Here is a 12865-nt window from a genome sequence, read left to right as displayed (position 1 = left end):
TGTGAGTTGGTTAGGGAGACCACCATGCTATCGAATACAAAAAGAACAGAAATCAAAAAAGGCGCTCATAAAGCGGTGACTGAAGTTGAAAAACTGCACACGATTATTGATGAAAGCCTAATTGCCCATATTGCAATCACCAACGAGTCAGGGCCAGTGGTTATCCCTATGTTAGCTTGGCGCGTCGATGATTTTGTATACATCCACGGCGCAAATAACAGCCGACTGTTACGCTCCCTCAAACAAGGCCAACCGACATGTCTCACCTTCACCTTGTTTGATGGTTGGGTATTGGCGCGTTCCGCATTTCACCACAGCGCGCATTATCGCAGTGCGGTTGTGTTTGGTCAGTTTGAAACTGTTGAAGACAATCAGGAAAAAGATCGTTTACTGAATCACTTTCTCGAACAAATCGCGCCGGGAAGAACAGAGCATGTCCGTTTGAGTAACGAGAAAGAGCTCAGCGCCACCATGCTTTTGCGTATTTCTTTAGAGGAAGCATCGGTAAAAATCAGTCGTTTTGGTGTCAACGACGACGCGCAAGATATGGATATTCCGGTTTGGGCGGGGGTACTGCCATATCGAACCGTCGTGGGGCCTCTTGAACCATGTTCGGATTTGTATGAAGGCATCGAAGAACCCGATTACAGCAGCGCCTATCCTAACCGCTGGTATGCTTAGGAGAAACTCAGCTAAGAGCTCCTGTTGCTAACACTCTCACTTTTGCTAACGCTCTCAATAGCAACTTTCATCCACTCCCCTAAATCACCTGGCCTGCCAGCGGTGCTCGTAACTTTGTATCCAAAGGCTTCTATTTCCCGTATAACAAACCATGAGCAATAGGAGAGAGTTATGTCGGGAAAGGAAAGAAACCTACCAACACACCGTATTTCTAGATTCAGCAAATTTGCCTCGCTTGCAACAAGAGTTGCAGGCAATGTTATTGCTGAAGGCACCAAGCAAATCGCCAAAGGCAACCGACCGAAAGCAAAAGACCTTTTGCTCACCCCTCAAAATATTGCACGACTGACCGATCAACTGGCGCACTTACGCGGCGCAGCCATGAAACTTGGTCAAATGCTGTCGATGGATGCGGGAGACATTCTAGAACCGGAGTTGGCCGAGATTTTAGCTAGATTGCGTTCAAACGCCGATCCAATGCCATCAAAGCAGCTCAACAACGTGATGGAAAATGCACTTGGTGAACAGTGGAAATCCGCGTTTCTTGCTTTCAACTTCAAACCTATTGCGAGTGCATCCATAGGACAAGTTCACCAAGCCTACAGCGATTCTGGCGATAATTTGGCAGTTAAAGTGCAATATCCCGGTATCAGAAAGAGCATCGACAGCGACGTCGATAATGTCGGTACGCTTTTGAAAATTGTTGGCCTTATCCCTGAGTCTGTTGACTATAAAGGACTGTTGGAAGAGGCGAAAAAACAGCTGCACGACGAAGCCAATTATGAGCGAGAAGCTCAGTTTGCCTATAGATATCAAAAGGCTCTACAAGACCATCCGCATTTTGTGGTGCCAAAAATCTACCCGGAAATTTCATCCCAATCCGTTCTGGCTATGTCGTTCATTCAAGGGACGCCCATAGAGAAAATCGCAAACTACGATCAAGAAACTCGCGACTTTGTAATGCACAATTTGTTGGAACTGCTGTTTAAAGAACTGTTCGAATTCAAAATGGTGCAAACCGATCCAAACTTCGCAAACTATCTCTATCTTGAACAAAGTAAACAAATCGGGCTGTTAGATTTTGGCGCAACTCGCGAATACAGTGAACGTTTTAGTTCCGGTTATCGCCAAGCCTTTTCATCTGTCGTGAACGATGACAAACAAGGGCTAAACGATGCTTTAGAGCAAATAGGCTTTTTCGCCCAAAGCATCAAACCAGAGCAGAGAACGGCGATTTTAGATTTGGTCAAAATGGCATGCGAACCCATGCTAATTGATGAAGCTTATGACTTTAAAGCCAGCGGACTGGCGCAAAAACTGCGAGAAGCTGGAACAATTCTGAGTATGGAGCAAGATTATTGGCATACCCCACCAGCCGATGCCATATTCTTGCACCGAAAAATTGGTGGCATGTATTTGCTCGCCGCTCGAATCGGTGCAAAAGTAAACATTCGTCGATTAGTGCAACCATATCTCAAGATCAATAGTGGATAGCCTATTGTTTTTCTGTCACTTTCAAGTACCTTGAGCAGTTATCCTGCGTCATCAACAGCCCACTTTATTGAGATTTATTGACTATGGTTAATGAACATAAGGTCAATAAGCAAAGTTAGCTGGCTAATGTGTCACGTATGACGCCACAACTTTATCCATGAAAACGAATTAACTATCGGGGGCTCGGTGAGCAAGTTTCAAGATCTCTCCACTCTAATCCAACAAATTGGCCAAGCCGAAGAATCGGATCAAGTCGCAACGCTCAATGAATCTATCGAAGCGGGTCTCGAACCCGGCGCGGTTGCGCTTATCCTCGAAGCTTTCCCTATCGAAGACCGTGTTCGGTTATGGAGAGCATTGCCGTTAGAACTTCATATCGACGTTTTGACAGAGATGCGTGCCGATGTACGTTTCTCTATCATCAATGCGTTATCTGAAGTCGAACTGAAACTCACCCTCGCTAAACTCGACAACTTATCGTTGATCGAATGGGCAGACTCGTTACCAGAATCCATCATCAATGAAGCACTCGCTTTAATTGAAAAAGACGAGCTTGAGCTGTACGACCAAGCGAATGAATATGAAGACGATGAGCTAGGTCGCTGGGCGGAGCGTAAAATCATTACGCTGCCGTTCAATATTACGGTCGGAACCGCAAAGCAGTTGATGGAACGCTACAGCTACGATACGCCGCAGCAAGTGTACCTGATTAACCGAAACAAACAGTTCCGTGGCGCAGTAAACTATTACGAGATCTTAAGAAGTGATTCAGGCGTGCGTTTGAAAACACTTGAGATTGAAACCGTTACCGTGTTGGACAGCAAAATGACACTGCCAGAGGCGGTAGAGGCGTTAGAGCATAGCGCCCTACCCGCGCTCCCCGTAACAGATGCTGACCAAACTCTCATTGGTGAGGTCGATTGGCAATTTGCATTAAGTACTCAACGAGAAATCTACGAAGCGCGCTTAATGGCCGGTACTGGTATGGATGAAGGCGATGACTTATTTGCGCCAGTACTAAAAAGCTCACAAAAACGTGGCGTGTGGTTGGGCATCAATTTGCTGACTGCAATTTTAGCCTCTATCACTATCGGACTGTTTGAAGATGTGATTGCTCAAGTGGTGGCTTTGGCCGTGCTCATGCCAATCGTTGCATCGATGGGTGGCATCGCGGGCAGCCAAACGCTCACTCTGATGGTTCGTGCGATGGCGCTTAATCAGATCACTCCAGGTAACCGTTTCAAGCTATTGAAAAATGAACTGGGTATTGGCTCTCTGAACGGCATTGCTTGGGCACTGATTATCGGCGGGTTAGCCGGATTGTGGTTCCAATCGCCAGTTTTAGGCGGAACCATCGCACTGGCCATTATCGTCAACATTATTACCGCTGCTTTGTTTGGCGTGTTGATACCCATTATTCTGGATAAGTTCAAATTGGATCCAGCCTTAGCAGGCTCGGTTATTCTAACGACAGTGACAGATGTGGTTGGTTTTTTCGCCTTTTTGGGAACGGCGAGTTTAGTCATGCTCTAAAAAGTCCACTGTTTATTAATCAATCATTAGCATAATAGAGACAAATTGCATAACGCACTTGCAAATTGCAAAAACATTCAAAGTTTAAGCAACGTATGTCACAGAAACCACGATTTTCGGGCATATAAAAGTTGGCACAGTAACTGCATTATATAAATTGACCCTTCTTAAGCCGAGGGTCACCTAGCCAACTGACGTTGTTAGTGAACTTGATTTTGTTCACATGTATATAAGCCAATCGCACTCTTTGCGGTTGGCTATTTTTTTATGCGGCTACTGCTCTCCTTTATCCTCCGACCGATCTCTATTGTACTTATCTTGCCCTCAACCGACTGTTTACTGTTTATAAAATTCAAAAATTCCTTCAATAAACCATCAGAAATACCGACTTCAACAAAAACAAACTACCTAACATAAATAAAACCAAGAAAACACACCAAAAAAAGAACAAATAACGCCCAAACCAAAACACTCATCATGAAATCGTTTTCTTTTCATAGAAATCGACTGAACAATCTAGAGTTATAGATAAATTTTATCCATAAGCACAAATAGTAGTAAAAAACATTCATTTCACACAGAAAACTCGTCAAGAAATCATAAAAACACACGTAAAAATACACTTTTCATTTTTAGAACAACTCATTCAACTTATTGTTATTTAACAATAAAAAACACAAACAAAACCAAGCAAACGTTTAAATTTCAATTTTATCATTGACTATCGAATTTACATCACGATAATACGCGCCGTTTACCTGAAAATCAGGTGCTATAATTTAATCTTTTACTTTGCGGAGGTAATAATGGCTGGAGACAATAACTACAGTCTTGGACCAGTTCCCAACACGGCCAGAAAAGGCGTGGCGTCACTAACCATGGTGATGTTAGGACTCACTTTTTTCTCCGCAAGTATGTGGACAGGTGGTTCTCTCGGTACTGGGCTCTCCTTTAATGATTTTTTCCTCGCTGTTCTCATCGGTAACCTAATCCTCGGTATTTACACTTCTTTCCTCGGTTACATCGGCGCTTCTACTGGTCTCTCTACTCACCTTCTTGCTCGTTTCTCTTTTGGTTCTAAAGGCTCTTGGCTTCCTTCTGCTCTTCTTGGTGGTACTCAAGTTGGGTGGTTCGGAGTTGGTGTCGCGATGTTTGCGATTCCGGTGCATAAAGCAACGGGCATCGATACCAATACTTTGATCCTTGTCTCCGGTTTGCTCATGACCGCGACCGTTTACTTTGGAATCTCAGCACTAATGGTGCTGTCAGCAATCGCCGTTCCTGCCATTGCGCTACTTGGCGGTTACTCTGTCGTAGAAGCAGTAAATAGCGTTGGCGGTATTCGCGAACTACAACAAGTTCAACCAACCGAACCACTCGACTTTTCAATGGCTCTCGCGATGGTTGTAGGCTCTTTTGTCAGTGCAGGCACATTAACGGCAGATTTCGTACGCTTTGGTAAAAAGCCGCGCAGCGCCGTGATGATCACCATGGTGGCATTTTTCATCGGAAACTCGTTAATGTTTATCTTTGGCGCGGCAGGTGCGTCGGTGACTGGTCAATCAGACATCTCTGAAGTGATGATTGCGCAAGGTTTATTGATTCCTGCCATCATCGTACTTGGGTTAAACATTTGGACGACCAACGACAACGCACTCTACGCATCAGGTCTTGGATTTTCCAACATCACAGGCTTACCAAGTAAATACATCTCGATGGCGAACGGTCTTGTTGGCACACTTTGCGCCCTCTGGCTCTACAACAACTTTGTTGGCTGGCTGACCTTCTTATCGTTGGCAATTCCACCAATTGGCGGCGTGATCATCGCTGACTTCTTCACGAACCGTAAACGCTACGCAAACTTTGAAGCCGCCCAGTTCCAAAGCGTAAACTGGGCTGGCATTGTCGCTGTAGCGATTGGCGTTGGTGCGGGACACTTCCTTCCTGGCGTAGTACCGATTAACGCTGTCCTTGGCGGCGCAATTAGCTTCCTAATTCTTAATCCTATTCTCAACAAAAAAGCACTGGCTACACAGCCAGCGTAAGGAACCATCATGACAACACTACTGATCAAAAACGTAACGCTAAAAGGACAAGAAGGTCTGCAGCAAATTTTGATTGAAGATGGTCAATTCAAGCGCATTGAAAGCGACGATGTGGAGCTTAATCACAACGGTGACACCATAGATGCTGAAGGCGGTATGGCGGTTGCGCCTTTCTGCGAGCCACACATTCACCTAGATACAACGCAAACCGCTGGCGAGCCAAGATGGAACATCTCTGGCACATTGTTTGAGGGTATTGAACGTTGGGCTGAGCGCAAAGAAATGCTGTCGATTGAAGACGTGAAAGCGCGCGCAAAACAAACCTTAAAATGGCAGATCGCAAACGGCGTACAACACGTTCGTACTCACGTCGATGTTTCTGATCCAACGCTTATCGCTCTCAAAGCGATGCTAGAAGTACGTGAAGAGATGAAAGAATGGGTAGACATCCAAATCGTCGCCTTCCCGCAGGAAGGTATTCTCTCTTACCCAAATGGCAAAGAGCTGCTAGAAGAAGCCGTCAAATTGGGGGCGGACGTGATTGGCGCGATTCCACACTTTGAATTCACACGCGAATATGGCATTGAATCGCTGCACTACGTGTTCGAATTAGCGCAAAAATATGACCGTCTGATCGACGTACATTGTGATGAAATCGATGACGAGCAATCTCGCTTCGTTGAAACACTGGCAGCATTAGCGCACAAGTTTGATATGGGGAATAAAGTCACGGCAAGCCACACAACGGCAATGGGTTCCTACAACGGTGCGTATGCATCTCGCCTGTTCCGTTTATTACGCATGTCCGGTATCAACTTCGTGGCAAACCCATTGGTGAACATTCACTTACAAGGCCGCTTTGATGATTACCCTAAACGTCGCGGCGTAACACGAGTGAAAGAGATGCTAAATGCAAACATCAACGTTTGCTTTGGACACGATGACGTATTCGACCCATGGTATCCACTTGGTACAGCAAACATGCTGCAAGTGCTGCACATGGGCCTGCATTTATGTCAGGTCATGGGTTACGAGCAAATTAATCACTCACTCGATCTCATCAGCACCAACTCAGCGCGTACATTGAACATTCAAGACAAGTACGGAATTGAAGAAGGCAAACCAGGTAGCCTACTGATTCTTCCTGCTGAAAATGGCTTTGATGCAGTACGTCGCCAAGTACCTGTTCGTTACTCGGTTCGTCACGGTAAAGTCATTGCAGAAACACAACCTGCGACAACTCGTATTCATCTTGAACAACCAGAACAAGTAACGTTCAAGCGCTAAAGTTCTTAAAAAGACCAACCGAAACGAAAAGGGTCTGACTATTTAGTCAGACCCTTTTACTATTTTTTAGTACGTTGCGTTAATTGTCTTCGACAACTAATGATGTTTCTGATCATGGATGGACTATTACCCAGATAAACAACATGCCCTTCTTCATCAACGACCGCGGGTACCACTTTTAAGCCTTTCATATCTGCGCCATTTTCGACCAGTTTACGCTCTAGCTCATATAAATCCTGCATATCATCGACTCAGTTAACTCACCATTTGCGCGGAATCCTATCGCTCTGAAAGCAAAAATATCATAATCAAGATCACAAAAAACACACTAAATATCTATAAAAATGGAATTGAGTTCACTCAAAAATGCAATCTATAAACCCAAGTTTTCTGTGCCACTGAGTCACATTTATAAAATTAATGACTCATAGAAACACTGATAAAAATGTCTGTTTGAAATAGTCTTGGCTGGAGAGAAACCTTCGAAAAGTTCAGTCATATCACTACGTATTAACCTTTCAAATGGAATCAGTGACAGCGCTCTTAATCCCACTTCTTGACATCACTCAGGTATTCAACAATCTGGTGGCTAATTCTCAATTACACCATCGCATTTGGAAATTCTTCTTAGCGTTGGGCATACTTCTGGCTTCATTTTAGTTGTAGATATTAACCATGACGTCATTAAGCCAGTTTGAGCCGCTGTTTTTGGAATTTATGCAGCAAGAGATGCAAGTTGATGCGGCCCATGATATTGAACACGTAAAACGCGTGGTCAAAACAGCGAAACAGCTCTGCGACGAAGAAAATGCAGACATAGCCATTGTGTTACCAGCGGCCTATTTGCATGACTGTTTCACCTACCCGAAAGATCATCCAAATCGCAAGCAAAGCTCTGCAATTGCAGCCAAAAAAGCCATCGCGTATTTAGAGAGTATTCAATACCCTCAGCACTACCATGATGCCATCGCTCATGCGATAGAGGCGCACAGCTTTAGCGCCAACATCAGGCCAAACACGTTGGAAGCACAAATCGTCCAAGATGCTGATCGTCTGGACGCTTTAGGCGCCATTGGTGTTACGCGATGCATTCAAGTCAGCACTCATTTCAACGCTCAGCTTTACAACGATAACGACATGTTTGCTAAAGAGCGCGAACTCAACGACAAGCAATTCACCGTAGATCATTTCCAAACCAAGTTGTTTAAAATTGTCGACACCATGAACACGGAGTCTGCAAAACTTGAAGCCAATAAACGGAAAGCCTTTATGCAAACGTACCTGAAACAGTTGCACGATGAGGTGACCGCGTAAATGTCTGAAAGCTATACGTTAATTAAAGAGCTTAAACGCCAGCTAAAGTCAGCTGGGCTGCATTATGTCGATGTTGCACAACACCTTAATTTAAGTGAAGGAAGCGTCAAACGTTTACTCGCTGAAGGTCAGCACATTAGCCTTGAGCGCTTAGAACGAATTTGCCAATTGATTGGTTTAGAAATGGCGGAACTGTTTAAGCTCGCGGCTGCGCACAATAAAGGTCTAGAGTCGCTAACGTTAGAGCAAGAAAAGCAGCTAGTTGACGATAAAGCCCTGCTGCTCGTGGCGATCTGTGTTGTAAATGGCTATCAGTTTGAACAAATCGTTCAGCAATATACCTTCAATGAGTTGGAACTGGTGCAAAAGCTTGCTCATTTGGATCGGCTGAACATCATCGACTTGCAGCCAAATAACAAAATTCGTTTGCGTATATCTCCGACATTTAAGTGGCAGATGGGCGGCCCTATTCAACGGTTCTTCCAACAGCAAGTTCAAGACGCCTTTTTCCAAAGCTACTTTTCGGGTGAAGATGAACAGTTGTCCATGGCAACAGGATTGATGAGCGTACCAACCAACAAGAAGCTGCAACAGAAACTGCAAAAGGTCATCGATGAGTTTTATCAGGCTTGCCAAAGTGATAGCTCTCTCGATATGGACGAAAAGCACGGCACCTCTCTGATTATTGCGATGCGTCGTTGGACGTTCCCTCTGTTTGAACCATGGGAAAGAAAACCTACACAGAAGTCTCGAAATTAGTAACTCAATAAACAAATGGAAATTAAAGTAACGCATTTAGTTACTTTTGGTGGCATGCAACGTCACTTGAAAGAGAAAGCTGGTTTAATCGTTCATTGAGCATAAAGTGCTCCCATCTCATTCGACTTTGTTTAATCGGAGCCAGCATGTTTTTCTCAAAACGCTTTTTTCCTTACTTTGTGACGCAGTGTCTTGGCGCGCTCAATGACAACATCTACAAAAACGTTCTGTTATTGATGGTGACATACAGCCAAATTGATAACTTACCAATATCCGTTAATCTATTTGTTAATTTGGCGGCAGGCTTATTTATCCTACCTTTCGTTCTATTCTCTGCGCATGCTGGTGCCGTCGCTGACAGCATGGACAAAGCCAAATTAATCCGACGTCTAAAGCTCATCGAGCTGGCTATCATGTCTTGCGCAGCAACCGCTATTGCCACCCAAAGTGCCATGCTGATGCTGGTTCTGCTGTTTATGACAGGCACTCAATCGGCCTATTTTGGTCCCGTGAAATACGCCTTGCTACCACAAGCGCTCAAACCAAATGAGCTTGTTAAAGGAAATGCTTGGGTTGAAATGGGCACGTTCCTTTCGATTCTTATAGGTACGCTTAGCGCAGGACTGCTGCTAGCTATTCCTAATGGCACCTTGATTGCTTCTTGCGTCGTGATTGCCTTGTCTTTGCTCGGGTTTATGAGCAGTGTGAACATTCCAACGATGCCTAGCCAATCGACTGACAAAGCGAAGTTTGAACCGATTTCTGGTTTAAAAAACACGTTAAAAATGGCAAAAAAACAGAGAGGCATTTGGATGTCTATTCTAGCCATCAGTTGGTTTTGGTTCATGGGTGCGACTTACCTGACTCAATTCCCTAACTTTGCGCGTGAACATTTGTTTGCAGACAGCACTGTCGTTTCTTTACTGTTGGCATTGTTTTCCATTGGTATCGCTACAGGCTCTTGGTTGTGTGAAAAGCTCTCTTTCAACCACGTTGAGCTTGGTATTTTGCCATTCGGTATCCTTGGTCTGACAGTCTTTGGCGTCGACTTGCTATGGGCAGTCCCAAGTTATCCATCACTTCCGGTGCACTTTTATGATGTGCAAAACTTCGTTGCTGAATCCAAACATCTGCGCGTCATGATTGACCTGTTCCTTGTTGGTGTAAGCGGCGGTGTCTTTATTGTTCCTCTTTATGCGTTCATCCAATCGCGTTCAAACAAAGGGGAATGTGCACGTGCCATTGCTGCTAACAACATCATGAACGCGTTGTTTATGGTGGTGTCTGCTTTGGTTTCGATCGTTGTACTCAGCGTACTAGAGCTTTCTATTGTGGAACTGTTTGCCATGATGGCAATAGGTAACTTCTTCGTGGCAATCTATGTCTATCGTCAAGTTCCGGAATTTACACAACGCTTTATCAGTTATTTACTCAGCCATTGTATGTATCGAGTGTCAGTAAAGGGGCGCCAACATATTCCTGAACAAGGTGCTGCGTTAATCGTGGCTAACCATGTTAGCTATGTCGATGCGTTGATTTTGATGGGAACCTCTACTCGCCCGGTTCGTTTTGTGATGGACAAATCCATCAGCGAACTGCCTGTTCTTAAATATGTTTTCCGTCATGCCGGTGTTATCCCGATCTGTTCTCCACGTAAGTGTGCCGACACTTACCGTCGAGCATTTGAACAGATTGAACAAGCGCTTAACGACGGTGAGGTTGTCTGTATCTTCCCTGAGGGTCGTTTAACGTCTAACGGTGAATTGGGTGAGTTTCGCCCTGGTGTGGAAAAAATCCTTGAACGTAATCCTGTTCCTGTCATCCCTATGGCACTAAAAGGGCTTTGGGGTTCTTTTTTCAGCCACAAAGGCGGACATGCTCTCACAAAACGACCGACTCGTTTTTGGTCAAAAGTGGATGTTGTTATCGGTGAAGTGTTAAGCCCAGCTTCTTTAAATCGTCATCAATTGCAACAACAAGTACAGGATTTACTGGGCTGATACGCTTGCTATACCGATCAAACTTTGCAGCAAAACGTAAATATGCACCACAAAGCACAAGTAGTTCCTTGTTAATTAGAGTAGGATATCTACGACGTCATAAATCTAGGAGGTATTATGAAAATCATCATCTTACATGGTCTTTATATGCATGGACTGGTCATGCAGCCTCTTAGCCAAAAGCTGAGAAAGCTCGGATACGAAACGCAAGTGATCAGCTATAACACTGTTGCTATCGATGAGTCTTCACTGTTTGATTCTATTGACCATTCGCTTAATCCACTGACCGCAAACGTGCTCGTGGGGCACAGCTTGGGAGGTTTAATGATTAAGCGCTATCTCGCCAACAGAAAGCCAACCACCAGCTTAATCTCTCATGTTGTCGCTATCGGTTCGCCTCTTAAAGGCGCGTCCATAGTAGGTCGAATTCAAGATCTCGGATTGGGTGCAATTTTAGGCAATTCACCACATCACGGATTAAACAAACATGATGATGCGTGGGCTTTTCCGCAAAAACTAGGCAGTATCGCAGGAACGGTGCCGATTGGTGCCCGCCCATTGTTGATCCGTAATGACAACACCATGTCGGACGGTACGGTTACCGTAGAAGAGACAAGACTGGACGGTATGCAAGATCATATCGAAGTGAAGCAAACGCATACGAGTCTGATTTACAACACCTTCGTGCCGCAGCAGATTGATCACTTTATTCGCACAGATTATTTCCGTCGATAGCACACTTTTCCATCATACAGATGGAATCGACTTTCCAAGCTATTCAGTTCGCAGTACTATCCTAGCTCCACTTCCTCACAACTTGAATGAAGTGGCACATTTTTAATTGTTCTCAGGGCGGGGCGAAATTCCCCACCGGCGGCCTCGATTCGTCGAGGTCAGCAGATCTGGTGAGATGCCAGAGCCGACGGTTACAGTCCGGATGAAAGAGAATAAGAATACACCAGTATCGCGAGTAAGATCGCGTTGAATGCTGGTGCACTTCTTTTTGATCGTATTTTACGACGATCTCTCATACCGCCCTGATTCTGGTGAAATTTAGGAGTTAACCATGAATCAGTCATCACTACTTGCCGAATTCGGCGACCCAATTACTCGCGTTGAAAACGCACTTATCGCTCTAAAAGAAGGCCGTGGCGTACTTCTTCTTGATGATGAAGATCGCGAAAACGAAGGCGATATCATTTATTCAGTCGAGCACCTCACCAACGAGCAAATGGCGTTGATGATCCGCGAATGTAGCGGCATCGTTTGTTTATGTTTAACAGACGCTCAAGCAGACAAACTGGAACTGCCTCCAATGGTGGTAAACAACAACAGCGCGAATCAAACTGCATTTACGGTTTCTATTGAAGCGAAAGTTGGTGTAACAACGGGGGTTTCAGCAGCAGATCGCGTGACGACCATTAAAACGGCGGCAAACCCGCATGCGAAACCTGAAGATCTTGCTCGCCCGGGTCACGTATTCCCTCTTCGTGCACGTCCAGGTGGTGTAATGACTCGTCGTGGTCATACGGAAGGTACGATTGATCTGATGCAAATGGCAGGGCTTCAACCTGCTGGCGTACTGTGTGAAGTGACCAATCCAGATGGTACGATGGCAAAAGCACCAGAGATCGTTGCATTTGGTCGCCTGCACAACATGCCAGTACTGACTATCGAAGACATGGTCGCGTATCGTAATCAGTTCGATTTGAAGCTGGCATAAAAATTCAAAGCACATTAAAAAGCCGCGCA

The 12865-nt window shown here is 44.9% G+C and carries 11 protein-coding genes and 1 riboswitch; of the genes, 10 read left to right on the top strand and 1 reads right to left on the bottom strand.

The genetic code is table 11. From position 1 onward, the window contains the following. Window positions 1-24 precede the first annotated feature (24 nt). From OU793_RS07835 to OU793_RS07815, 5 genes are all read left to right on the top strand, one after another. Window positions 25-681, top strand: coding sequence for a pyridoxamine 5'-phosphate oxidase family protein (locus OU793_RS07835; RefSeq protein ID WP_031419318.1), 657 nt, complete (start codon window positions 25-27; stop codon window positions 679-681). A 171-nt stretch (window positions 682-852) separates the two neighbouring features. After that, window positions 853-2175 carry an AarF/ABC1/UbiB kinase family protein gene (locus OU793_RS07830; protein WP_069505878.1) on the top strand — a complete coding sequence of 441 codons (1323 nt, stop codon included), beginning with the start codon at window positions 853-855 and terminating at the stop codon, window positions 2173-2175. A 186-nt stretch (window positions 2176-2361) separates the two neighbouring features. After that, window positions 2362-3708: a magnesium transporter gene (locus OU793_RS07825; protein WP_140103976.1), complete on the top strand. Its 1347-nt coding sequence runs from the start codon at window positions 2362-2364 to the stop codon at window positions 3706-3708. An 806-nt stretch (window positions 3709-4514) separates the two neighbouring features. Next, entirely contained in the window at window positions 4515-5753 is a 1239-nt protein-coding gene (gene codB, locus OU793_RS07820; protein ID WP_159404374.1) for a cytosine permease, read from the top strand. A 9-nt stretch (window positions 5754-5762) separates the two neighbouring features. Further along, window positions 5763-7040, top strand: a complete 1278-nt coding sequence (locus OU793_RS07815) for a cytosine deaminase (protein WP_159404375.1) — start codon at window positions 5763-5765, stop codon at window positions 7038-7040. A 59-nt stretch (window positions 7041-7099) separates the two neighbouring features. On the opposite strand, the gene OU793_RS07810 is transcribed toward OU793_RS07815, so the two are convergent. After that, window positions 7100-7282, bottom strand: a complete 183-nt coding sequence (locus OU793_RS07810; protein WP_005463425.1) for a hypothetical protein — start codon at window positions 7280-7282, stop codon at window positions 7100-7102. 433 nt (window positions 7283-7715) lie between these two features. Between OU793_RS07810 and OU793_RS07805 the strand changes: the two genes are divergently transcribed. The 5 genes from OU793_RS07805 (at window position 7716) to ribB (ending at window position 12836) form a co-directional block, all read left to right on the top strand. Then, window positions 7716-8354 (top strand): HD domain-containing protein, encoded by a 639-nt coding sequence (locus tag OU793_RS07805; protein ID WP_021449427.1) that lies wholly within the window; start codon window positions 7716-7718, stop codon window positions 8352-8354. Continuing rightward, window positions 8355-9113 carry a helix-turn-helix transcriptional regulator gene (locus OU793_RS07800; protein ID WP_021484176.1) on the top strand — a complete coding sequence of 253 codons (759 nt, stop codon included), beginning with the start codon at window positions 8355-8357 and terminating at the stop codon, window positions 9111-9113. 146 nt (window positions 9114-9259) lie between these two features. Further along, entirely contained in the window at window positions 9260-11113 is a 1854-nt protein-coding gene (locus tag OU793_RS07795; RefSeq protein WP_140103869.1) for an MFS transporter, read from the top strand. A 117-nt stretch (window positions 11114-11230) separates the two neighbouring features. Further along, entirely contained in the window at window positions 11231-11848 is a 618-nt protein-coding gene (locus OU793_RS07790; RefSeq protein WP_017447347.1) for a cob(I)alamin adenolsyltransferase/cobinamide ATP-dependent adenolsyltransferase, read from the top strand. A gap of 104 nt (window positions 11849-11952) precedes the next feature. After that, a riboswitch (FMN riboswitch) is annotated at window positions 11953-12066 on the top strand. Window positions 12067-12179: 113 nt separating this feature from the next. Further along, window positions 12180-12836, top strand: coding sequence for a 3,4-dihydroxy-2-butanone-4-phosphate synthase (gene ribB / locus OU793_RS07785; RefSeq protein ID WP_005463409.1), 657 nt, complete (start codon window positions 12180-12182; stop codon window positions 12834-12836). Window positions 12837-12865 lie beyond the last annotated feature (29 nt).

Source organism: Vibrio sp. VP6 (genome assembly GCF_028823755.1).
Taxonomy (GTDB): domain Bacteria; phylum Pseudomonadota; class Gammaproteobacteria; order Enterobacterales; family Vibrionaceae; genus Vibrio; species Vibrio parahaemolyticus.
Note: the sequence above shows the minus strand (reverse complement) of the source record. Positions and strands in the feature narration are given on the sequence as shown.

Bases quoted from the DNA above. Each gene is read 5' to 3' on its own strand.
- OU793_RS07810 (WP_005463425.1), bottom strand. From the start codon at position 7,282: ATGCAGGATTTATATGAGCTAGAGCGTAAACTGGTCGAAAATGGCGCA.
- OU793_RS07795 (WP_140103869.1), top strand. From the start codon at position 9,260: ATGTTTTTCTCAAAACGCTTTTTTCCTTACTTTGTGACGCAGTGTCTT.
- codB (WP_159404374.1), top strand. From the start codon at position 4,515: ATGGCTGGAGACAATAACTACAGTCTTGGACCAGTTCCCAACACGGCC.
- ribB (WP_005463409.1), top strand. From the start codon at position 12,180: ATGAATCAGTCATCACTACTTGCCGAATTCGGCGACCCAATTACTCGC.
- OU793_RS07790 (WP_017447347.1), top strand. From the start codon at position 11,231: ATGAAAATCATCATCTTACATGGTCTTTATATGCATGGACTGGTCATG.
- OU793_RS07800 (WP_021484176.1), top strand. From the start codon at position 8,355: ATGTCTGAAAGCTATACGTTAATTAAAGAGCTTAAACGCCAGCTAAAG.
- OU793_RS07815 (WP_159404375.1), top strand. From the start codon at position 5,763: ATGACAACACTACTGATCAAAAACGTAACGCTAAAAGGACAAGAAGGT.
- OU793_RS07835 (WP_031419318.1), top strand. From the start codon at position 25: ATGCTATCGAATACAAAAAGAACAGAAATCAAAAAAGGCGCTCATAAA.
- OU793_RS07830 (WP_069505878.1), top strand. From the start codon at position 853: ATGTCGGGAAAGGAAAGAAACCTACCAACACACCGTATTTCTAGATTC.
- OU793_RS07805 (WP_021449427.1), top strand. From the start codon at position 7,716: ATGACGTCATTAAGCCAGTTTGAGCCGCTGTTTTTGGAATTTATGCAG.